The 23,025-nt window shown below is 53.5% G+C and carries 20 protein-coding genes; 13 read left to right on the forward strand and 7 right to left on the reverse strand.

The window, feature by feature from the left end; translation table 11 throughout:
• Positions 1 to 80: 80 nt before the first annotated feature.
• From GKC03_02895 to GKC03_02915, 5 genes are all read right to left on the reverse strand, one after another.
• Complete coding sequence (locus tag GKC03_02895) at positions 81 to 1,280, reverse strand: isocitrate/isopropylmalate dehydrogenase family protein (GenBank protein NYT11484.1); 1,200 nt, start codon at positions 1,278 to 1,280, stop codon at positions 81 to 83.
• 13 nt (positions 1,281 to 1,293) lie between these two features.
• On the reverse strand, positions 1,294 to 1,788 hold the full coding sequence (locus GKC03_02900) for a 3-isopropylmalate dehydratase small subunit (GenBank protein ID NYT11485.1): 495 nt from the start codon (positions 1,786 to 1,788) through the stop codon (positions 1,294 to 1,296).
• A complete protein-coding gene (locus GKC03_02905) occupies positions 1,785 to 3,038 on the reverse strand; it encodes a 3-isopropylmalate dehydratase large subunit (protein ID NYT11486.1) in 1,254 nt (417 codons plus the stop codon). The genes GKC03_02900 and GKC03_02905 overlap by 4 nt, the downstream gene beginning before the upstream one ends.
• 4 nt (positions 3,039 to 3,042) lie before the next feature.
• A complete protein-coding gene (gene nifV, locus GKC03_02910; protein ID NYT11487.1) occupies positions 3,043 to 4,233 on the reverse strand; it encodes a homocitrate synthase in 1,191 nt (396 codons plus the stop codon).
• A gap of 384 nt (positions 4,234 to 4,617) precedes the next feature.
• Positions 4,618 to 5,655: an mRNA surveillance protein pelota gene (locus tag GKC03_02915; protein NYT11488.1), complete on the reverse strand. Its 1,038-nt coding sequence runs from the start codon at positions 5,653 to 5,655 to the stop codon at positions 4,618 to 4,620.
• A 186-nt stretch (positions 5,656 to 5,841) separates the two neighbouring features.
• Here GKC03_02915 and carA point away from each other — a divergent pair, with 186 nt between their 5' ends.
• Both carA and carB read left to right on the forward strand, forming a co-directional pair.
• On the forward strand, positions 5,842 to 6,921 hold the full coding sequence (carA, locus tag GKC03_02920) for a glutamine-hydrolyzing carbamoyl-phosphate synthase small subunit (protein NYT11489.1): 1,080 nt from the start codon (positions 5,842 to 5,844) through the stop codon (positions 6,919 to 6,921).
• The gene (carB, locus tag GKC03_02925) at positions 6,918 to 10,145 is read left to right on the forward strand and encodes a carbamoyl-phosphate synthase large subunit (GenBank protein ID NYT11490.1); all 3,228 of its coding nucleotides are present in this window, start codon (positions 6,918 to 6,920) and stop codon (positions 10,143 to 10,145) included. Before carA ends, carB begins: the two co-directional genes overlap by 4 nt.
• On the opposite strand, the gene GKC03_02930 is transcribed toward carB, so the two are convergent.
• Together GKC03_02930 and GKC03_02935 are read right to left on the reverse strand one after the other, a co-directional pair.
• Positions 10,096 to 11,004 carry a DMT family transporter gene (locus GKC03_02930; protein NYT11491.1) on the reverse strand — a complete coding sequence of 303 codons (909 nt, stop codon included), beginning with the start codon at positions 11,002 to 11,004 and terminating at the stop codon, positions 10,096 to 10,098. The two genes, carB and GKC03_02930, sit on opposite strands and share 50 nt — an antisense overlap.
• A gap of 10 nt (positions 11,005 to 11,014) precedes the next feature.
• Positions 11,015 to 11,512, reverse strand: a complete 498-nt coding sequence (locus GKC03_02935) for a hypothetical protein (protein NYT11492.1) — start codon at positions 11,510 to 11,512, stop codon at positions 11,015 to 11,017.
• Between the two features lie 277 nt (positions 11,513 to 11,789).
• Here GKC03_02935 and GKC03_02940 point away from each other — a divergent pair, with 277 nt between their 5' ends.
• From GKC03_02940 to GKC03_02990, 11 genes are read left to right on the forward strand one after another with little or no spacing between them, the layout of a single operon-like run.
• Positions 11,790 to 12,560, forward strand: a complete 771-nt coding sequence (locus tag GKC03_02940) for a class I fructose-bisphosphate aldolase family protein (protein ID NYT11493.1) — start codon at positions 11,790 to 11,792, stop codon at positions 12,558 to 12,560.
• A gap of 19 nt (positions 12,561 to 12,579) precedes the next feature.
• Positions 12,580 to 13,602: a 3-dehydroquinate synthase gene (locus GKC03_02945; GenBank protein NYT11494.1), complete on the forward strand. Its 1,023-nt coding sequence runs from the start codon at positions 12,580 to 12,582 to the stop codon at positions 13,600 to 13,602.
• The gene (gene aroE, locus GKC03_02950; protein NYT11495.1) at positions 13,599 to 15,041 is read left to right on the forward strand and encodes a shikimate dehydrogenase; all 1,443 of its coding nucleotides are present in this window, start codon (positions 13,599 to 13,601) and stop codon (positions 15,039 to 15,041) included. The genes GKC03_02945 and aroE overlap by 4 nt, the downstream gene beginning before the upstream one ends.
• Positions 15,038 to 15,880 (forward strand): shikimate kinase, encoded by an 843-nt coding sequence (locus GKC03_02955; GenBank protein NYT11496.1) that lies wholly within the window; start codon positions 15,038 to 15,040, stop codon positions 15,878 to 15,880. The genes aroE and GKC03_02955 overlap by 4 nt, the downstream gene beginning before the upstream one ends.
• On the forward strand, positions 15,877 to 17,145 hold the full coding sequence (gene aroA, locus GKC03_02960; protein ID NYT11497.1) for a 3-phosphoshikimate 1-carboxyvinyltransferase: 1,269 nt from the start codon (positions 15,877 to 15,879) through the stop codon (positions 17,143 to 17,145). Before GKC03_02955 ends, aroA begins: the two co-directional genes overlap by 4 nt.
• Positions 17,142 to 18,218: a chorismate synthase gene (gene aroC, locus GKC03_02965; protein ID NYT11498.1), complete on the forward strand. Its 1,077-nt coding sequence runs from the start codon at positions 17,142 to 17,144 to the stop codon at positions 18,216 to 18,218. Before aroA ends, aroC begins: the two co-directional genes overlap by 4 nt.
• A complete protein-coding gene (locus tag GKC03_02970; GenBank protein NYT11499.1) occupies positions 18,211 to 19,287 on the forward strand; it encodes a prephenate dehydrogenase/arogenate dehydrogenase family protein in 1,077 nt (358 codons plus the stop codon). The genes aroC and GKC03_02970 overlap by 8 nt, the downstream gene beginning before the upstream one ends.
• Entirely contained in the window at positions 19,284 to 20,348 is a 1,065-nt protein-coding gene (asd, locus tag GKC03_02975) for an aspartate-semialdehyde dehydrogenase (protein ID NYT11500.1), read from the forward strand. The genes GKC03_02970 and asd overlap by 4 nt, the downstream gene beginning before the upstream one ends.
• Positions 20,349 to 20,406: 58 nt before the next feature.
• Complete coding sequence (locus GKC03_02980) at positions 20,407 to 21,519, forward strand: hypothetical protein (protein ID NYT11501.1); 1,113 nt, start codon at positions 20,407 to 20,409, stop codon at positions 21,517 to 21,519.
• The gene (locus GKC03_02985) at positions 21,516 to 21,923 is read left to right on the forward strand and encodes a 4Fe-4S dicluster domain-containing protein (GenBank protein ID NYT11502.1); all 408 of its coding nucleotides are present in this window, start codon (positions 21,516 to 21,518) and stop codon (positions 21,921 to 21,923) included. Before GKC03_02980 ends, GKC03_02985 begins: the two co-directional genes overlap by 4 nt.
• A gap of 1 nt (position 21,924) precedes the next feature.
• Positions 21,925 to 22,659 carry a UPF0280 family protein gene (locus tag GKC03_02990; GenBank protein NYT11503.1) on the forward strand — a complete coding sequence of 245 codons (735 nt, stop codon included), beginning with the start codon at positions 21,925 to 21,927 and terminating at the stop codon, positions 22,657 to 22,659.
• Positions 22,660 to 23,025 lie beyond the last annotated feature (366 nt).

Genomic DNA, 23,025 nt, shown 5'->3' on the forward strand with positions numbered 1-23,025 from the left:
AAAACAAGATCAGATCTGATCCGATTGCATTGAAAATCATTGAAAAAAAGGGGAAATATGGAAGTTGTTTGGGTCCTGTCCTAGGCTTTGAAGCTGTTCCACTTCTCTTCGAGTCCAGGATCCTGTATCGTATCCATGATGTAGTTGGCGAATTCTGAACCGGTGGCTCCATTCGAACGACCAGTGAGGATCATCTTTCTCTCGAGCTGACAACATATATCCAGTGCCATCTCAAGCTTATTCGCCTCCTCCTGGTAGCCAACGTGACTGAGCAGAAGCGCTCCGCCCTTGATGACCGAGGAGGGGTCAGCGTACTGTGCCCTTCCTTCGTCCACCATCCTGGGTGCGGATCCGTGAATCGCCTCGAACATGGCGTATTGCTTCCCAATATTGGCCGCTCCCGCAGTCCCAACGCCTCCCTGGATCTGGGCCGCTTCGTCGGTGATGATATCGCCATATAGGTTTGGAAGGACCATTACCTGGAACTGACGACGGCGGTTCTCGTCGATGAGCTTGGCGGTCATGATATCGATGAACCAATCATCCCACTCAATGTCCGGATAGTCTTTGGCCACCTCTTCGGCCACCTCCAGGAATAAGCCATCGGTAGCCTTTACCACATTTGCCTTGGTCACGACGGTCACCTTGGAGTACCCGTTCTGTTTGGCGTACTCGAAGGCTAGCCTGATAATCCGCTCGGATCCTTGCCGGGTGGTAACGCAGAAATCGAAGGCGATGTCGCTGGAGAGATCTATCCCCTCGCTCCCAAGCATGTAGCTGCCCTCGGTGTTCTCCCTGAAGAAGATCCAGTCAAGACCCTGTTCTGGGACCCTTACCGGTCGTACATTCGCGAATAGATCGAGCACTTTCCTCATGGCAACATTCGCGCTCTCGATGTTGGGCCAAGGATCGCCCTTCTTGGGTGTAGTGGTCGGTCCCTTCAGGATCACATCACACTTTTTCAGCTCCTCGACCACCTCGTCCGGGATGGCCTTCATGACCCGAACACGATCCTCGATTGTCATCCCCTCTATGGTGCGAATCTCTACCTTCCCTTTCTCGATGTCCTCCTTGAGGAGAAACTCCAGCACCCTCTGGGCATGAGCGCATATGTATGGGCCGATTCCGTCACCGCCCACGATTCCTATCACGATCTTGTCAAGGTTCTTGAAATCCTTCCAACCCTTGTCGGCCTTCATCTGGTCAACTCTCTCGAGCTGCCTCTCGATGATCCTACCGAAATGTTCCTTTCCTTTCTCAACCAATCTATGATCAACCATGATATCTTCCTCCTTAAAGTGAGCCTTCCTTCTTCAGGTATTCTGCCAGTCCACCGGCGTTCAGAATGCGGACCATAACCTCTGGAAGCGGGGTGGAGGGGATCTTCTTGTCCTTTGTCACGTTTTTCACCCAGCCTCCTACAAGATCGATCTTGAGCTCGTCGCCCTCTTCGATATCGGAGGTATCACATTCTACGACGGGGAGTCCAACATTAATGGCATTCCTGAAGAAGATTCGGGCGAAGGATTTGGCCAAAACGGCGCCCACCCCGGCGGCCTGAATGACCAGGGGAGCCTGCTCCCGGCTGGAGCCACCTCCGAAGTTCTCGCCGGCCACGATGAAGTCACCCTTCTCCACCTCATTGTAGAAGTCGGGGCGAATGTCCTCCATTACATGATGGGCCAGCTCGTTCATGTCAAGTGTCTTGAACTTGTACTTTCCAGAGATGATGTAGTCGGTGTTGATGTTGTCACCGAACCTGTGTACCTTTCCATAAAGGTTCTTCACGCCACCACCTCCCGTGGATCGGCCAGCTTTCCCTTGATCGCGGAGTATGCGGCCGTCGCGGGACTTGCCAGGTATATCTCTGAGGTCTTATTCCCCATCCTGCCCTTGAAGTTCCTGTTGGCAGTGGAGATTACCACCTCATCATCGGAAGGAATGCCGTTGCAGGTTCCGACACAGGGACCGCATGAAGCGGATGTGATGCACGCGCCCGCCTTTACGAGGATATCCATCACGCCAGTCTCCATGGCGTTCAGCATTACCTCCCTGGATGAGGGCGATACCACGAACCTCACGCCTTTGGCAATCTTCTCGCCCTTCAGTATGTTTGCCGCTACCGTAAGATCCTCAAGGCGACCGTTGGTGCATGTCCCTATGAACACCTGGTTGATGTCCATGCCCACCAATTCATCGATCTCCGCCACGTTATCGACATCGTGGGGCTTCGCGATCATCGGTGGCAGATCGGAAAGGTCCTTCTCGATTATCCTTTCGTAAGTGGCGTCCTCCGTGGGATCCACCCCTTTATAAGGTCTCTTGGCCCTGGGGCGAACGTAGGCCTCGACCTTCTCATCGTATCGCATTATGCCTACCTTCGCTCCCGTTTCGACTGCCATATTGGATATCGTCATCCTTCCCTCCACGGAGAGTGAGTCAATCGCCTCGCCGTGGATCTCCAAGGCCTTGTAAGTGGCCCCTCTGTGGGTGATCATGCCCACCATATGAAGGGCCACGTCCTTCGAGAAGACGCCCTTGGGAAGCGATCCGTTGTAAACTAGCTTAATCGTCTGAGGGACCTTGAACCATGTCTGCCCGGTTATCAACGCGGCAGCCAGATCTGTAGATCCCACTCCAGTCGAGAAGCAGTTGATCGCACCATAGGTGCAGGTGTGACTATCCGCTCCGATCACCACATCCCCGGGTAGGGCATGACCCTGCTCCGGAACCAGCTGATGACACACTCCATCACCAATATCGTACAGCGTTCCCCCGTAACTTCCAACGAAGTCACGCATCTTGGCGTGGAGGTTCGATACGCCCTCCAGTGGCGAGGGGACATTGTGGTCTATAACCGCACAGTAGCGGTCTGGATCGTTGAATCCCTTCCCCTCCATCTTGTCGAAAGCGACAATAGTAAGAGGGGTAGTTCCATCCTGACTCATCATGAAGTCCACCGGAGATATCACTATCTGGCCAGCAGAGACTTCTTCCTTAACGTGATTGGAGAGAATCTCCTCCGAAATTGTACCCATATGATCAACCACCTACATTCTCCTCAAGGGCCTCGAACATTCCCTCCTTCCAGTCCTGATAAATGTAAAAGAGCTCATTCTCGGAAAGCGCCCTCTTCAGGGAGACGGAGGTCTTTCTAACGATCTCAAGTATGGCGGTCGAGGCTTCATCGTTAATATCTATTCCCCTATCGGCTAGCACCTGCTTGATGGTGGATCTGCCGGAATGCTTGCCTATGATTATCTTGCGATCCATACCCACCTCTTCTGGTGAGTAAGGCTCGTAGTTACTGAGGAACTTGAGCACGCCGTCCGTGTGTATACCCGCCTCATGAGCGAAGCAGTTGCTGCCCACAATTGGCTTCCATCCAGGGATTTCCCGATTGGATGCTCGAGCCACATACTCGGCGATCTCACGGAAGCGCTTGGTATCGATACCAGTATCCACGTTCAGGAGGTGCTTGGCCGCCATTACCACCTCCTCAAGCGGAGAATTTCCAGTGCGCTCTCCAATGCCCAGCACAGTGGTGCTGATGAATGTTGCACCACCCCTCACGCCGGCGATGGCGTTCGCAGTCGCCATCCCAAAATCATTGTGTGTGTGCATCTCAACAGGAATCTTGACGTAATCCACCAGTACCTTGATGGTCTCGAAGGTACGCCTGGGTTCCAGTATCCCCAGGGTATCGCAGTACCTGAGTCTGTCGGCACCAGCTCCCTTTGCGGTCTGGGCGAACTTGATCAGGAACTCCTTGTCCGCGCGACTGGAGTCCTCGGCGTTTGCCGAGACATACAGCCCATGATCCTTGGCGTACTCGATACCTTCAACCAGGCGCTCAAGTACCCACTCACGACTCTTACGCAGCTTGTGCTCGATGTGTATGTCCGATGATGACATGGATATCGCTACCGCATCAACATCGCAGTCGATGCTGTGAGAGATATCCTCGATCGAAGCGCGATTCCAGCCAAGTATGGAGGAGTCCAGACCAAGGCTGGCGATGCGCTTGATGGACTTCTTCTCATCACCTCCCATGGCCGGAATGCCCACCTCAAGTTGCTGGACGCCGAGCTCATCGAGGAGCTTGGCAATACGGATCTTCTCGAGGTTGGCAAAGACTATTCCCGCTGCCTGCTCACCATCACGGAGCGTTGTATCGCATATGTTCAGCGGGAACTTGCTGAGCTTTTCATGAACACTCTCTTCACTCTGCATTTTCAATCCCTTTCCTCTCACCTGACCTTCTACTATTATTGCGTGATTCTGATGATCGCGTTCAGAAGACCCTTGGTGGGGTCGATTCTCCCCCCTAAAGAGTCAATATATCTGGACTTTGCGATTTAAACTAGACATATGGCGAGGCTCGTCGCCTCCCTTGAGACAGATAGAACTCAGGGAAGGTCTACACTATCAATATAAGATGAAATGAAACCTCGTAATAGAATAATTCAATTCGTACAAAAGCATTTCGGAATATCGATTCTGAGTACCATCTTGCATGATCGGCCAGGTAGTGCCAGGATTTCGTCAATTAAGGCATGACACCCAGATTGTCCTTGTCGAATTCACTGAATAAAAGGCCATCAGGGATGGAAGGAGCTATTCCACCTTGAACCGAAGAAGGGCAGCATAGCCGCCTATGGACTCCAGTTCTCTGCCTGCATCGTGATGCTCGCTGACCACGACAACCCTTCCCCCTGAAGCCTCGGCCGACCGCATCAACTCATCGAGGTCCCTGTGCCTGACTAAGCTGTCCATTATGAGCAGTGTGTCCACAGCCCCCATTTTCACCGCCTTCTCTACCTCTTTGGTGCCGTAGGCCACCAAACCATCCTTAGATATCTCGGAAAGGACCTGCTCTACAAGCTGAACCTCCATTGCAACACGGGAATCTTCGAGGATGTCACCGCCGATCCCCTTCTTCATCAGCTCGTTGATTCCGGCCATGCCCGCCTGGCCGGTGTGGAAGACCCTTGCTCTTCCGAAGATCTCTGGAGAGCGCTCTTTACCGCGTGCGATTAGGGTCTCCTTAGCGAAACCTGGCCCCAGTATGATGACCGGCACACCCTCCCCAGAGATTTGGACCACCTTGCCCACGATCTCGTCGTAATAGTCGCCCTCCCCCTTGCTCTCGTACATCTTGCCAGAGGAGGGTGCGAAGATATGTGCCAATTCCTGAATCCCGAACTGCCTGAGAACAGCGATGGCCGCCTCGTCATACTCCAGAGAGACGAACACGATCTTGGGACGCTTGGCATCCTCCACCGCCCTCTTTACGCGCTTTAACTGGGCCTCGGTCCATCTCTCCTTGATGATGGAGATGACCTCACCTTCCTGCATGTTAAAGGTATGATATGAGCCCAGGTCCTGGGGGCCTTCCTCTATAACTCCGAGGATTCTAAGACGATCTTCGAACTCGTGGAACTCCACCTTCTCGACCCTCAGTCCCAGACGCATCCGTCTCTTCTCTCCTCTCTCTGAGCGGATCTTGTCGGCCTTTCCTTCCTCTCGGCGGTAAGTGACCGCGAAGACCATATCACCCACACTGATGATATTGAACAGGTGCCAGAGATCATCGAGAGAGTCTACCTGCACCTTTATCTCCCCCGTCTTCCGGTCCTGGTGGAGAACCCTCATTGTCTGACAGCAACATCTTGCCCAACATAAATGCTTTTACCTTTGGCTAGCTGGTCGCCAACTGTGAAGAGCCATTCAATCTAGATACGCACAACGCTCATTGTCCCTTCTCGGACAATTGAGGAACATGTTGTTCTCCATCGTCAAAAAAAGTTAAGTACCTCTTACCTTTACCTCAACTTTCTGATGGCACAGTGCTTCCTGATCCTAGAGGATGGAACGATTATGGAGGGTACTGGCTTTGGTTTTGAGGAGACGACTTACGGAGAGGTCGTCTTCACCACCGGCATGACCGGCTATCAGGAGAGTCTCACCGACCCATCCTATAGGGGCCAGATCCTTATCATGTCATATCCACTTATTGGTAATTATGGAGTGAATAGGTACGATTACGAATCTCCCAAGGTGCAGGTACAAGGGTATGTTGTGAGAGAGAACTGTCCAATCCCAAGTGAAATGTACTCTGGAGATACGATCCATAATTTCCTTCTTGAAAATCGAAAGCCAGGGATATCTGAGGTTGACACTCGATCACTTATCATCGGCATAAGAGAGCATGGGACTTTGAGGGGGGCGATCTCCTTCGAGGATGATGTGGAATCCGTGCTCGAAGAGGTGAGAAGGGTTCCCTATCCCTCAGAAAGGAACCTGGTAGGTGAGGTATCCACCAAGGAGATAATAAGGTACGAAAAAGAGGGGGCCGACACCATTGCCCTGATAGACTGTGGTGTGAAGGCGAATATCATCAGGGAATTGAGAAAGAGATTCTCGGTCATCCAATTACCCTATGATACACCTCCCGGTTTCTTCAGGAATGAGGAGATACACGGCATCGTGGTCTCCAATGGTCCTGGGGATCCCTCTCACCCAGATCTAAAGGATACAGTAGTTAGGACCATGAGGGCTTTGAAAGAGGATTATCCTATGATGGGCATCTGCATGGGCAACCAGCTGATGGCACTAGCTTTCGGAGGAGAGACGTATAAGATGAAGTTCGGGCACCGTGGGGCAAATCAACCCGTCAAGCTCAATGGACGGGTGTTCATTACCTCGCAGAACCACGGATACGCTGTAAAGGCGGAATCCCTTGATGAATCGGAAATCGCTGCTAATCAGTTCAATGTCAACGACAACACCGTGGAGGGAATGAAACACAAGGAACTGCCCATCTTCACCTCGCAGTATCATCCTGAGGTCTCTCCTGGTCCAGGTGACACCGCATTTCTCTTCGATGATTTCGTGAGATTGGTGGAGGGACATCAATGAGCAAGAAGGAGTACAACAAGCTCATGGTGATCGGCTCAGGCCCAATAGTGATCGGTCAGGCGGCAGAGTTCGATTTCTCCGGATCCCAGGCATGCCAATCTCTCAGAGAAGAAGGATATCAGACGGTCCTAGTGAACTCGAACCCTGCAACGATACAGACAGACCTCGAGATGGCCGATGTCGTCTACATCGAACCTCTTCAGCTCTCCTCGGTAAAGGAGATAATCAAGAAGGAGAAAGTTGACGGGATACTCTCTGGAATGGGCGGCCAAACCGCTCTTAATATCTGCTCTGAGCTGGCGGAGGACGGTACCCTTGATGAGTTAGGGGTAAGCCTTCTTGGCACGCAGCCAGAGGCAATCGCGCTCTCCGAGGACCGCGAGCTGTTCAGGAAGAAGATGCTTGAGATTGGTGAGCCCATCCCCCAGAGTCTGACCTGCAACACCGTTGAGGAGGCGATAAGGGCTGTGGAAGAGTTGGGAGGATATCCTGTCCTGATCAGGCCCGCCTATACCTTGGGAGGAACGGGAGGAGGGGTGGCTTTCGACGAGGAAGAGCTGATCCCGATTGCTGGAAGGGGGTTGATCTATTCCCGTATCCACCAGGTGCTCATCGAGGAAAGTGTACTTGGTTGGAAGGAGTACGAATACGAGGTCATGCGGGATGCGAATGACAACTGCATAATCATCTGCAGCATGGAAAACCTCGATGCCATGGGAATTCACACCGGTGAGAGTATTGTCATCGCCCCAGCGCAAACACTCAACGACAAGGATCACCAGCGGCTCAGGACGGCGGCCATCAAGATCATCAGGGCCCTCAAGATCGAAGGAGGATGTAATATCCAATTCGCTTTCAATCCAGAGACCAAAGATTACAGGGTCATCGAGGTGAATCCCAGGGTCTCTAGATCATCAGCTCTGGCATCAAAGGCGACTGGATATCCTATCGCTCGGGTAGCTGCGAAGATTGCGGTAGGCAAGACGCTCGATGAGATCCCCAACAGGATAACCGGGATAACATACGCGGCGTTCGAGCCCACAATAGATTACGTGGTTCTGAAGTTGCCCAGATGGCCCTTCGATAAGTTCAGGACGGTGGATAGAAAGATAACCACCCAGATGAAGAGCACTGGGGAGGTAATGGCCATTGGGCGAACCATAGAGGAGGGTATTCTCAAGGCCGTACGGTCACTGGAGATCGACAGGTTAGGGCTGGAAGCTGAGAACTGGAGCGATGAGGATATCGAAGAAGAGCTCGTGAACGCGACAGATCTCCGCCTTTTCGTCATGGCTGAGGCGCTCAGGAGAGGCATGTCTATCGAGGAGATCGCCGCTAAGACCAAATGGGATCCTTTCTTCATCGTCAAGATCCAGAACATCATTCGCATGGAGGAACAGCTGAAGGAGTCGAATGAACTTGATTTCAACTTGCTGAGGAAAGCGAAGCGCATGGGCTTCTCTGATGAGCTGATCGGATCCTTTACCGGCATGAAAGATATGAAGGTCAGAGACCTCCGCAACGATATGGGAATCTGGCCAACATTCAAGATGGTGGATACCTGTGCCGCCGAGTTCAAGGCTGAGACCCCCTACTTCTACTCCACATACGAGACCACCTGTGAGTGTAAATCATCGGAAAACAGGAAGGTGGTGATCGTAGGAGGAGGCCCGATCCGGATAGGACAGGGCATTGAGTTCGACTACTGCTGCGTTCACGGAGTCATGGCACTCCAGGAGGAGACAGTGGATGCCGTCATCATCAACAACAACCCCGAGACGGTGAGCACTGATTACGACATATCCGACCGGCTGTACTTCGAACCTCTTACCCTGGAGGATGTCCTGAACGTGATAGAGAAGGAGGATGCCGATGGGGTGATCCTTCAATTCGGAGGCCAGACCGCGGTCAACCTGGCTATTGACCTGGAGGAAGCGCTGAAAGGTACCAGGACCAGGGTCCTAGGCACTGCTCCATCGGACATGGATGTGGCCGAAGATAGGAAGCTATTCTCCGCCATGATGAAGAAACTGGACATCAAGCAACCAGATGCAGGAACTGGACACTCATTCGAAGAGGTGAAGGACATCGCCGCCCGCATTGGATATCCGGTTCTTGTCCGCCCTTCCTACGTGCTGGGGGGCAGAGCGATGGAGATCGTGTACAACGAGAAAGAGCTGGAGACGTATGTGGCCTCCGCGGTCAAGGTCTCAAGACAGCATCCCATCCTGGTTGACAAGTACCTGTCGCATGCGATTGAAATCGACGTGGATGTCGTGGCTGATGGGGAGGACGTGTTCATCGGAGGCATTCTGGAGCACATAGAGGAGGCGGGCGTTCATTCTGGAGACGCTACCATGATATTGCCTCCTCAAACAGTTCCGAAGAGCATCATCAAGAGGATAGAGGAGATCACCATCCAAGTAGCAAGGGCTCTTAGGATCAAGGGGCTGATGAACCTCCAGCTGGCCGTGAAGGAAGGGGATGTCTACATGCTGGAGGCGAATCCCAGGGCTAGCAGGACCATTCCCATCATTTCAAAGGCCATAGGTATTCCGCTGGCTAAAGTGGCCACCAAGGTAATGCTGGGCCGCACCCTCAAAGAAATGGGGTTGGTTGGGACGGTTCACTGTAACCATGTGACGGTCAAAGCGTCGGTTTTCCCTTTCCTCAAGCTGCCTGGTGTAGACAGCATCCTAGGACCTGAGATGAAGAGTACTGGAGAGGTCATGGGCATCGATACCGACTACGACGCTGCGGTCTACAAGGCCATGATCTCTGCAGGCAACAAGCTGCCCAAGGAGGGGAGCGTATACATAACCGTCTCGGACAGTGATAAGGAGACAATCCTGCCCGTGGCCAAGGATCTTTTCGATATGGGATTCAAGATCTACGCTACTAAGGGAACCTCGACCTACCTGAGGGAGAACGGCCTTCAAACCACGACCGTCTACAGGATTAGTGAGAATGTTCCACCTGACGCTTTGGGTCTGATGAGGCGGGGAGACATTCACCTGATCATAAACACTCCCACCGAGTCATCTGGTGCAAGGAGAGACGGCTACATGATGAGGCGTCTGGCGGTGGAGCTTGAGATACCGTTCATAACCACCATCCCGGGAGCAAGGGCGACCGTGGGAGCGATAAAGAGGGCCAGGAAAGGGGACATCAGCGTCAATGACCTTGCCCATTACCACTGCCGTTCTGATTCCTCTCGGTCCTAGCCGTGAGGAGTATTCCCACCAGTATCATCATTCCTCCGACAAGCACGTAGACAGATGGTATCTCGTCCAGAAGCATTGCGGCCAGTAGAATCGCTCCCACTGGCTCTCCTAAGTAGGATACGGAGATCACCGAGGCGCTGAGATACCTCAGGGAGAAGTTGAAGAGCAAGTGGCCCATTATGGTCGAGATAACCGCCAGTCCTAGGAATATCAGCAGTTCCCTGGCGGGCATTGGCCACATCACTTGACCGGTGATAAAGGCCGCTCCCAGCAGGACGAGGGCACAGGAAGAGAACACCACGAACACATAAGTTATGATGGAAATCCTCTGCCTCAGCACCCTCCCCAGCAGGAGATAGGCTGAGAAGAAAACCCCGCTGATCAGAGCCAGGATGTCACCATCTATATTTCCTCCTCCGATATCCCCCAGGGTTATTATGACCAGACCGCTCATACCAGCCAGTATGCCGATTCCAACGGCCTTCTTGGTATCCTTGAGGACAAGGATGGAGATTATCCCAACGATAACGGGGTGACATGTGGCCAGAAGGATAGCACTAGCCACGGTGGTCATCTTGACGGCAGATATGTATGCGAAGAAGTGTGCAGCAAGTATCGCACCTATCAGCAGGAGTATGGCCATGTCCCGCCGTGACATCGTACGGATCTCATTCTTGGATGTCAAAGTTGCTAATGGAAGGAGTATTATCGAGACCAGGAGCATCCTGTAGGCCGCTATGACCAGGGGGGGAGATTCACTCCACCGTATGAAGATGGAGGCGAAAGACACACCCACAATCGCCACAGCGATACCCACGTAGGGGATTGAGGGTGGAATCTCGTTCCGGTCTTTGGGCATCAGATCCCTTTCAGTGGATAAGGATGCTCTTGACACCCCTGCATCCTTTTATCATCGGAAGCATTTCAGGCGGTACGGGGCTCTCGGTGATGACGTACAATCTGGGCTCCTCGCTCATCTCCGGATCATCGACCATGGCCTGCCGGATGCTTATGCCAGCATCTGCCATTACTCCCGCTACATCAGCGAGGATTCCGGGAGTCTGGGCATCATCCGGGATGATCTCTATGGAGCTCCCGCCAAGAAGGGAGGCCACCTCCGAGAACAGTGGAGTCGAACGTAGGTTCGAGAACAGATCGAGCAACCGAGGATCGGACTCGATGGTCTCCAGGGCGGCCTTGACTACCCTGCGGTCCACGTCCGCAGCCCTACCCAGGGCAGTGTCACTGAGCTCTATCTCTCCACACCAGGCTCTTCCATCGTGAACCCTAAGACCATGTTTTAGAAGGAGCCTTGCCACTTTCTCCTGGGATGGAAAGCGCTCGAAGTGCTCCATACGCTTATTCATGCACCACCTATCAGTCTCATTGGATAAATGATTTCCCGAATATGTTCAACAGAGTTCAATAGAATACCTTTGTGAATGATTATATCAAGCTTGAAACTTTCAAGAATGCTGGAAAGTAATCCTGAAACACTAAGGAATGGGAGCCAAGGTTATCGTGAACAGGTCGAGTGTAAGCATTGAAATCCATTTCGTTCACATTAACAGAAAAGCGTTATATACGTGCTAGATATTGTCTAGCATACATAGAGGTGATCGTGTGCTCGGAAAAAGCGTGCGAATGGAACGCATAATGGACCGGAACTCCGGTAATGCAGTAATCGTGCCCCTGGACCACGGGATATCAATGGGGCCTATAGAAGGCATAATCGACATCAAGAGCACGATCGACGCCATCTCCCTAGGTGGCGCTACAGCGGTCGTGGAGCACAAGGGCATTGTCCCCTATGGTCACCGCACTTTTGGAAAGGACATCGGACTCATCGTCCACCTGTCGGCGAGCACATCGCTTGCGCCCGATCCCAACGCCAAGGTGATAGTCACCACTGTGGAGGAAGCTATCAAGATGGGAGCAGACGCCGTGTCCATCCACGTCAACATTGGCTCGGACACCGACGTCCAGATGCTGGCCGACATGGGTAAAATCTCCAGGAAGTGCAACGAATGGGGCATGCCTCTCCTGGTGATGATCTATCCGCGTGGACCGAACATCAAGAACCCCTTCGATGTCGACGTGGTAAAGCACTGTGCCCGTGTTGCCGCGGAGCTCGGTGCAGACCTGGTGAAGACCAACTACACGGGCGATCCTGACACTTTCAAAGAGGTGGTCAAGGGTGCTCTCGCACCGGTGGTCATAGCTGGTGGTCCCAAGATCGATTCTGATGAGAAGCTCCTACAGATGGTCAAGGACTCGATAGAGGTAGGGGGAAGAGGCGTGTCCATAGGAAGAAATATATTCCAGCATAGGAACATAACAGGAATAACCAAGGCCGTCTCCAGCGTCGTGATCAGCGGGGCGGAGGTGGACGAGGCCATTAAGTTCATCAAGTGATAAGATGAAAAAAGCTGGAATGGGGAAGCTGCTCCTGGTGAGGGCTGATATCCCCGAGACCTATGAGGAAAGGAAGAGAATAGTCTCTTCCGCCCTGGAGAGCGGATTCGTTGACATCCTCATCAGAGAGGGTGATGAAGAACTGACTAGGTTGGGGAGGTATGACGCCTTCGTAGTGAGCGGTCAAGATATCCTCCTGGATGGAGAGAAGATCGGTCAGATAGTCGGGATCTCATCATCCGAAGACCTGGACAAGGCCTCTTCTTTGAAGGGAAAGGTGAAGAATATCGTGGTGAAGGCCAATGACTGGAAGGTGATACCGCTTGAGAATCTGATAGCGGATTTCCAGAACTCGAACACCAAGTTGCTGGCGGTCGCCACCTCTCCTCAGGAGGCGAGGCTATTCTCCGAGACCCTCGAGGTAGGGGTCGATGGGATAGTCATCGAATGCAAACCTGGCGAACTCAAAGATTTTCTCCCCGAGACCATAGAAGGAGGAACGGTCGACCTGCAACCGGCAAAGGTGACGCGGATCAAACCCCTGACAATGGGAGACAGGGTCTGCGTGGACTCCTGCTCCTTGCTGAGAATCGGGGAGGGGATGTTGGTGGGATCGCAATCCTCCTGTCTTTTTCTCATTGCTTCAGAAAGTGTGGAGAGCGAGTACGTCGCGGCAAGGCCGTTCAGGGTGAACGCCGGAGCGGTGCACGCCTACATCCTTACCCCCGGGGGAAAGACCAGATACTTGAGTGAGATAGGAAGCGGAGACGAGGTCCTTGCCGTCGACCCTGAAGGAAGGTCAAGATCGGTTGTTGTGGGTCGATCAAAGGTGGAGATGAGGCCTCTGCTGCTCATCGAGGCAGAGGTGAAAGGACGCAGTTACTCCACCATTGTGCAGAACGCGGAGACCATCAGGCTCTCCACCTCAGAAGGCGCGGTATCCATATCAGACCTTCAGGTGGGCCAAGAGGTCCTGGTGAGGCTGGAGGAGGGGGGCCGACATTTCGGCACCGCCATCCAGGAGACCATTAGGGAGAAATGATCTGCGCTTCTATCGTCGAGGCGGACATCGAGGCCGCCATCAGAGCCGCAAGAGAGGCCGAAAGGCGGCTAGCAGATCTGGTCGAGATCAGATTCGACCTGATGGACAGCATCTCCGAAGATCTATCACCATTTGAGGAGCTGGGAGTGCCCACCATTGCCACTTTGAGAACTGAGGAGGAGGGCGGGCGTTTCACTGGAACCCTGGAGCAAAGATTGGCCTTCTTCGAGAGAGCGGTGGAGCACTTCGACCTTATCGACCTGGAAATTGATTCTCAAATGCACTCCAATCTCAGAGGACGGGGTGCTAGGATTATCTGTTCCACCCACCGTTTCGATCCCGGAGCTTCGGTCAAGGAGATTCTGGACCTGTTGGAGATGGAAGACTGTGATCTGGTGAAGGGAGCTTTCATGGTGGATTCCATATCGGACCTGCATGCCATATTGGTGGCATCCAGAGTCCTGATGGAAAGGAGTAAGGATTTCATCCTTATCGGAATGGGTGAGTTGGGAGCGATCACCAGGATAAGGACCTGCGAACTGGGATGCTCCTTTACTTACGCATCCCTTGAATTGGGTAAGGAGGCGGCTCCGGGTCAACTGGATCTCAAGACCCTTCGGGAGCTGTCACGAGGAATGATAACTGGAATAACTGGCTATCCGCTCTCTCACTCCCTTTCGCCCGAACTGCATCAAGCTGCCTTCGAGCACCTGGGGATAAGTGGAAGTTACCTGAGATTTCCAGCTGATTCAGGTGAGCTGGATAAGCTGCTGGAAATAATGAGGGAGTTGAGGATAAGGGGAATCAATGTGACCATACCCCACAAAGAGGCCATCATCCCACTTCTGGACGAAGTTGATGACACGGCAAGGAGGGCCGGTGCCGTCAACACAGTCGTGAATCAGGATGGACGGCTGGTAGGCCTAAACACGGATATCGATGGAGTGGCTGGCACCTTTTCTGGCGCTGGGATATCACCCGAGGGAAAAAGGGCTCTCGTTCTGGGGGCTGGAGGCGTAGCCAAAGCCTGCTGCGCCTTCCTGGCTGAAGGCGAGGCCTCGTTGTCGGTCGTGAACAGGTCCAAGGAGAGAGCTGAAAAACTGGCAGAGCAGTTCCCGGGAACAGATGTTCTCTCGGAGGAGGAGGCGTTGAGAGCGGAATTTGACATCGTGATCAACTGCACACCCCTGGGAATGAAGGGATTCCCTGACGAGCTGCCCATTGATCCAGGAATTTTCCATGAGGGTCAGTTCGTGATGGACACCATTTACAATCCACCCAAAACTAAGTTCCTGGTGGAGGCAGAGAGAAAGGGTGCCCTCACCAGATCAGGAATCGAAATGTTAATCTATCAGGCACTCTCTGCTTTTGAAGTCTGGACTGGATTGTCACCTCCCTACGAGGTCATGGCTAGAGCAATAAGGGAAGAATTGGAATGAAGGGCGAGGCTATCTGTCACGGAGCGGCCACCATAGTCAACGCCATAGCTCTTGGCAAAGGGGCCGCCTTTGGAATCGATCTGCACACGAGTGCGGAGGTAGAGCTCATACCAGATGGAGAGATAGAGATCGTAATGGAGGAGAACGAGAATCCCTCGCTTGCGATAAGATGCTTCGAGAATGTTCTCTCTCTGTTCGCACCTAATGAGTATTTGGGAGCCGTAATCAGAACTAGGTCTAACATCCCAATCTCCAGAGGTTTGAAGAGCAGCAGTGCCGCGGCCAACGCCATCGTCCTGGCCACGCTTAATGCCCTGGAGATTGAGCTTGATCCGTTGGAAGCGGTGAAGATAGGGACCAAGAGCGCCGTGGAGGCTGGTGTGTCGGTTACAGGTGCCTTCGATGACGCGACCGCCTCTCTTCTTGGAGGCGTTGTTGTAACCGACAATGACCGTGAGATTATTCTCAAGAGGGACATTTTACCTGATGACATCAAGGTCCTCCTTCACGTCCCGGACTTCAAGATCAGGAAGCGAAATCTACCCCTGGATCGGATAAAATCAATGGCTCCAATAGCCAAGACGGCGCTGGATCTCGCCATGGAAGGTGATTACTTCTGGGCAATGACCCTGAACGGAATATGCTTCTCGGCCGCTTTGGGCCTTGACCAGGAACTTGCTATGGAGGCAATGCACAAAGGGGCTCTCGCAGCTGGCGTCTCGGGAACAGGCCCAGCAACAGCCATATTGGTGAAAGAGGATGTAGTTGATGAGCTGCTCGCAGACCTCGATTCCTGGGATTTGAGGGTGGTGGAACTATATCAGGGGGATCCTGCTTGAGACTGAGGGTGATGCCAGGAGATGTTGAAGGGGCTATTCCAGCCTCGCCTTCCAAGAGCTATTCCCACCGGGTCATGATCCTAGCGATGATGGCACACGGGACCTCGGTTCTGAAAAGGGTGCTCCTCAGTGACGACACTCTTTCCACTCTTAACGCGGTGAGACAGTTCGGGGCCAAGGTCCTGGTGAAGGGAGATACCTGCCGGATCAAGGGGGGTCACATGGAATGCCCAGATGACCCTGTGGACGCGGGCAACTCGGGAACCACTATACGGCTGCTCACAGGCGTGGCGTCACTCCTGCCCTGCACCACAGTGCTCACTGGAGACAGCAGCATCCGGAGAAGGCCCATGGGCCCTCTTATCGATGCGCTACAGGAGATGGGGGTGACCTGCATCCCGACTCAGGCTGAAGGTAGGGCCCCCCTGATGGTCAGGGGACCCAACTACGGGAGGCGGGCTCACATCAGAGGAGACGTCAGCTCCCAGTTCATATCCTCTCTTCTGATATGCTCCCCACTTAAGGATGTGGACACCGAGATAGTGCTCACTTCTCCTTTGATCTCGTCCCCATACGTGGACATCACCGTGGAGCTGATGGAGCAGTTCGGAGGTGAAGTTGAGATCACCGAAGAGGGTTTCAAAGTGTCGGGTGGTCAAATATACATGCCAGCGACTTTAGAGGTTCCCGGGGATTTCTCCTCAGCGGCCTTTCCCCTGGTCACCGCAGCGCTGCGGGGAAGGGTAACGGTCACCGGATTGACCGAGAAGACCAAGCAGGGAGACAAGGCCATCCTGGACATCCTGGAGAGCTTTGGCGCCATAGTGAAGCGAAGGGAGAGGGAGATCGAGGTCTGCCCCTCAGACCTGCATGGTCAGGAAGTTGACCTTTCGAGCTGTCCGGATCTGTTCCCCGTTGTTGCGGTTCTCGCAGCTTGTTCAACAGGAAGGTCAGTACTTTGCAACGCAAGCCATCTTCGTCACAAGGAAAGTGACAGAATCCGTACAACTGTTGATATGCTTAGGAAGATGGGAGCAAAGGTTGAAGAGCGAGAAGATGGTTGCATCGTGGAAGGTCCTAACAGGCTTAGGGGGGCCATCATCGACCCTCACGGTGACCACAGAATATTGATGGCTGCCTCGGTAGCGGCCCTGGTTGCCGAGGGAGAGACCATCATCGGAGATGGCGACTGCTATGCTGTCTCCTACCCCAGCTTCGTTCAGGACATGGTCACGCTCGGGGCGAGGATCGAGGTGATGGAATGAACACCATCGGAACCGCATTCAGGATAACCCTTTTCGGGAGCAGTCACGGGCCAGCAGTGGGCTGCACGGTAGACGGATGTCCACCAGGGATCCAGATCCAGAGGGAGGACATGGAGAGCGACCTCTCACTGCGAAGGCCAGAGCCTGGTATAGGCACGGCGAGAAGGGAGGAGGATACCATTAGCATCATTTCTGGGGTGGTCGACTCTGTGAGCACTGGCACACCCATCACCATTACAATCGCCAATCGAGACGTGGACAGCTCGAAGTATATCAAATTCAAGAGGATTCCCAGACCAGGTCACGCTGATTTCCCAGCGATCATGAGGTACGGGGAAGCGCACGACATCAGGGGCGGTGGACAATTCTCGGGAAGGATGACAGCCCCTCTGGTGGTGGCAGGGACCGTTGCCAAGGCTCTCCTATCGACTTTAGCGATCGAAGTGGCAGCTTATACCCAATCTATAGGGAAAGTGGTGGACGATGATGCCCACGACTTTCAGCATGTCCTGGAAGAGAGTCGACGGAACTCGATAAGAGCTGCTTCGGCAGAGATGGCCGAATTGATGAGGGATGAGATCCTCTCCGCCGCGGAGGACGACGACAGCGTGGGTGGCTCCATCCAGTGTCAATGCGATGGCCTGCCCGTGGGAGTGGGCGAGCCCTTCTTCGACACATTGGAGGGAGAGATATCGAAGATGCTGTTCTCCATTCCGGGCGTGAGGGGAGTGGAGTTCGGATCTGGCTTCCGGGCGACAATAATGAGGGGTTCGGAGCACAACGACCCATACGCGGTCCTCGAGGGGCAGGTAATCACGGTGACCAACCATCATGGAGGGGTACTGGGTGGACTGTCCACCGGAATGCCGCTCATGATCAGGGTGGCTTTCAAGCCCACTGCCTCAATAGCCAAGGAGCAAAACAGCGTTGACCTGACTACCATGAGGGAAACCAGTCTTAGGATTGAGGGAAGGCATGATCCATGCATTGTTCCAAGAGCCGTGGTGGTTGTCGAGGCTGTCGTGGCCATTGTACTCGCTGACCTATGCTTGAGGGGTGGTTTCATTGGATGAGCTATCCTTGCTCAGGGAAAGGATAGCATCTGCCGATCGCAAGATCATGGAGATCATGGCCAGGAGGGAGGAGATAGCCCGTGCGATCGGTCATTACAAACTCTCAAATAATATTCCCATTAGGAACCTGGAGGTCGAGGAGAAGGTTGTGGAGAGATACCTAGACCTTGCCAGAGGGCTAGGGATAGGAGAGAGAACCGCGGTGGATCTTGCCCGGGTGACCATCAAAGATGCCGTTGAGGTTCAGAGCCAGATCATGAAACCTTCAGAGTCCAAAAGCATCCTGGTGGTAGGCGGTGCCGGAAAGATGGGCACCTGGCTGAGCAGTTATTTCCATTCAAGAGGACACGAGGTCATGGTCCTCGACCCAGATGGAAAGACCGATTTCGATAGGGCACCCTCGCTCCAGGAGGGCATCGATAAATCCGATGTGATAGTGGTGGCTACCCCAATGTCAAAGATGGCGGAGGTCCTGCTGGAGATCTTTGAGCTTCAGCCCCAAGGGGTGATCTTCGACATAGCCTCCATCAAATCACCTATTATTCCTTTGCTAAGGGAATCAGCATCCCAGGGAATCAAGGTGTGTAGCGTTCACCCTATGTTCGGTCCCGATGCGGTTTCGCTCTATGACCGGAATGTGCTCGTATGCGATTGCGGCTCACGTGAGGCCGTCATTGTGGGAAAGGAACTATTCGAGGGGACGGGAGCCCTGATGCTGGAGGTCGAGGTTGAAAGGCACGACGAGTTGATGTCGTTCGTTCTCGGGTTGAGTCACGCGGTGAGCCTGGCCTTCTTCAAGGCACTGGCCGGATCTGGTTTCGATCACCAGACTCTGGAAAGGGCTGCGTCTACCACATTCAGGAAGCAGATGGATACCTCCAGGGACGTGGCGTTCGAGAACCCTGAGCTCTATTTCGACATACAGAATCGGAATCCCCATGCAAGCAGGGCGCTTGAACTCCTTGGTGATGCCGTGGACAGGATAATGGAATCAGCGGTTGATGGAGACAGGGAATCATTCATCAAGATCATGGAAGATGGAAGGGTATACTTCGGAGGGATTGAGTGAGTAATGTGCAAGTTGCAGTTCTAGGTGCGACCGGAATGATCGGTCAGAGATTCATACAGCTCCTGGAAGGGCACCCGTTCTTCGAGATCAACGGGCTCTATGCCTCAGAGAGATCGGATGGAAAGAGGGTCTCCCAGGTGCTCAAGGTAAAGGACTACGAGTTCGATCAAGAAACACTGAACACGGAGATCAAGCAGATAGATATCAAGAAGATCGCTGGATCCTGCCGGATCGCCTTCTCCGGACTTCCAGCGGAAATCGCCAAGGACATTGAGCATGACCTCGCCGAAGAGGGCGTAGCGGTCTTCTCCAACGCATCCTCCCACCGCATGAGGGATGATGTGCCCCTGCTGATACCTGAGGTCAACCCTGACCATCTTGAGGTGGTACGCTACCAGGGGACATACGACAACGGAGGTTTCATTGTCACCAACGCGAACTGCTCCACCACGGGCATCGCACTTCCGCTAAAGGCATTGCACGATGCCTTCGGCCTGAGGTTGGTTTGCGTCTCAACTTACCAGGCCCTATCGGGTGCGGGATATCCAGGAGTTCCATCGCTAGACATTATCGGGAATGTCCTACCGTACATCAAGAGCGAGGAAGAGAAGATGGAGATGGAGATCCTTAAGATGCTGGGCACTCTTGAGGATGAAAAAGTGCGATTCGCCGAATTCGACATGCTGGCCAACTGTGCCAGGGTCCCGGTCATAGATGGCCACCTGGAATCGCTGACCATGACCTTCGAGAAAGATCCAGAGGTAGCGGAGGTCGCCTCCGCGCTTTCCGAGTTCAGGGCGGAGCCCCAGCACCTTGAGCTGCCTACTGCTCCCATAGACCCCATCATAGTCCGTGACGAGCCGGATCGCCCGCAGCCGGTCCTTGACGCTTTCGCGGGGGAACCCAAGAGAGCGAGAGGAATGGCGGTAACCGTGGGACGATTGCGTAAGAAAGATATGTATTTCAAGGCATTCGCACTTTCTCACAACACCCTTAGAGGCGGAGCAGGAGGTTCGATCCTCAATGCGGAGCTCGCCGTTGAGAAGGGTTACCTGAGGTGATTGATTGAAGACCTACCAGGAGATCAACGAGAGGATCGAAAGGGGGGAAGCCGTGGTCATGACCGCTGAGGAGGTCATCGACCTGGTCGAGTCCCGGGGCGCCAAGGAGGCAGCGAAGGAAGTCGATGTTGTTACCACCGGAACCTTTGGCGCTATGTGTTCATCGGGCGCGTTCCTCAACTTCGGCCACTCTGAACCTCCGATCAAGATGCAGAAGGTCTGGTTGAACGGTGTGCCTGCCTACACAGGCGTGGCGGCCGTTGACGCCTACATTGGGGCTACGGAGCTCAAGGAAGAGGACAACATGCATTACGGCGGGGCTCACGTGATCGAGGATCTGATCTCCGGCGAGGTCTTGAGCTTGAAGGCCACCTCCTATGGCACCGATTGCTACCCGAGGAGAGAGATCGAGACCTCGATCACTTTGGACATGATGAACCAGGCCTACCTGTTCAATCCCAGGAACGCTTACCAGAACTATGCGGTGGCAACGAACTCCACCGACCGCATCCTCTTCACATACATGGGAAAGCTACTTCCCAACTACGGCAACGCGACATTCAGCAGCGCCGGGCAATTGTCTCCTCTGATGAACGATCCCAAATGCCGCACGATAGGGATAGGAACCAGGATATTCTTGGGAGGTGGTGTTGGCTACGTGAGCTGGGAGGGTACCCAGTTCTCAACCACCGCACCTGTGAAGAACGGTGTGCCAACCAGACCATCGAGGTCGATCGCGGTCATAGGTGATCTCAAGAAGATGAGCACCGAGTACATCAGGGCGCTGACGCTCCACGGATACGGCATATCACTAGCGGTGGGTCTTGGGGTTCCCATTCCAATACTTGACGAGGAGATGATGGAATCGGTGGCCATCAGAGACGAGGACATATTCGCTCCAGTCTTCGATTACTCCGTCCAGTCTAGGAGCAGGAAGGTTCTGACGGAGGTTTCATACGCCGAACTAAGGAGCGGTCACATCGAGCTTTTCGGCAAGGATGTGAAGACCTCCTCACTATCCAGCTACTACAAGGCAAGGCAGATTGCGAACGAGTTGAAGAAGAGTATCGAGAAGGGGACATTCTTGCTCTCGGAACCCGTGCAGGCCCTGCCCTCGGAGAAGAGTTCAAAGCCTCTTGAGATCCGGTCCAAAGAGGGGGTGAAGATATGACCAAGCGCAAGTTCCTGATGAGCTTCACCCCTTCCATAGTGAACGAGCCCATCACCTTCAGGATGGTGAAGGACTTCGATCTGATGCTTAACATCCTGAGGGCGGGAGTGGACGAACGCGGCGGCAAGCTGGTTATAGAGATCGAGGGCAAGCCCTCCCAGATAAAGAAGGGAGTAGGCTATCTCGAGTCATCTGGCGTTGAGGTGAAGGAACTCAACGAGTACGTGAGCAAGGATGAGGATAGGTGCACGAGCTGTGGGGCATGCATCTCCATTTGTCCGGCCGAGGCATTCGAGATGTTGAAGGAGACTTACAAGGTAGAGTTCCACAAGGATCGCTGCATCGCCTGCGGCCTTTGCATCGATGTCTGCTCCCCCAACGCTATGAAGCTCGAGATCTGGTGAGATGCTGGAGAGGACGCACTTCGAGATCGGCGAGACTGCCGTTACCATCCTGGCTGAAAAAGAGTATCTTCCTTTGGCACAGCAGAGTATTTTCGATACCAGAGAGATCATTCTGCGCAAGATACGTCGCGACCCTCTGTTCGGGAATACACTCGAACCCTACGAATCCAATGAAGACGAACACCCCCTTATACGAAGGATGGGCGACGCATCCGCGAAGGCAGGAGTGGGGCCCATGGCTACAGTTGCCGGAGCCGTGGCACAAGAGGCTGTCGAAGCCATGTTCCGCGCTGGGGCAAAGACGGCAGTTGTGGATAATGGTGGGGACATCGCCATGGTGCTGGGACAGGAATTGATGGTCGGCATCTACAGTGGTGATCGCTTCACAAACCTCGGTTTCAAATGCGTTCCCAGAGATTGTCCCTATGGGATATGCAGCTCATCAAGGACTTTGGGGCCCTCCATATCTTTCGGAAAGGCGGATCTCGCTACCGTGATGAGCAAGAATGTGCTTCTCGCAGATGCATGTGCCACTGCCCTTGGTAACTGGGTGGAAGAGTGTTCAGATGAGGCGCTAAGAAAGGCTTTGGATAGGGTCTGCACCATCAGCGGTGTGGAGGGGGCCCTCATCATTGCTGGTGAGCATTTGGCCATGAAAGGATCCCTTCCCCAGTTGGTCAGAGTGGAAAGCGGGGAGCACCTGATTACCAGAAAGGTGCTCAACGTGGATGAGTAATAGTCACTGAGCTCACCTCGTTTGATGTTTGAGATTGACATTTCCGCTTGGCTCGAGGAAGGGTCATTCAAGAAGTTCAATGTGGAAATTCCAAGTATACCCATCGAGATGATGGCCGATAATCACCTTTCCGCACATACACTGATCTTATGGACTTATTTCAAGAATATGATATATTAAAGGAAATTTCTTATTTCAATTTCGAATCAACCCGTGATCGACATGTTCAAGTGTTCATTTTATGCAAGCGAGCTAGACATTGCATCAATTATAAGGAATACGAGGAGGAGATACCAGTGGATCTCGTACAGATAGGTCCACCCCTGATAGCATTAGCATGGCTCGACAGTAATCGACTCGATTGAT

This window comes from Methanomassiliicoccales archaeon, assembly GCA_013415695.1.
Lineage (GTDB): Archaea > Thermoplasmatota > Thermoplasmata > Methanomassiliicoccales > JAAEEP01 > JAAEEP01.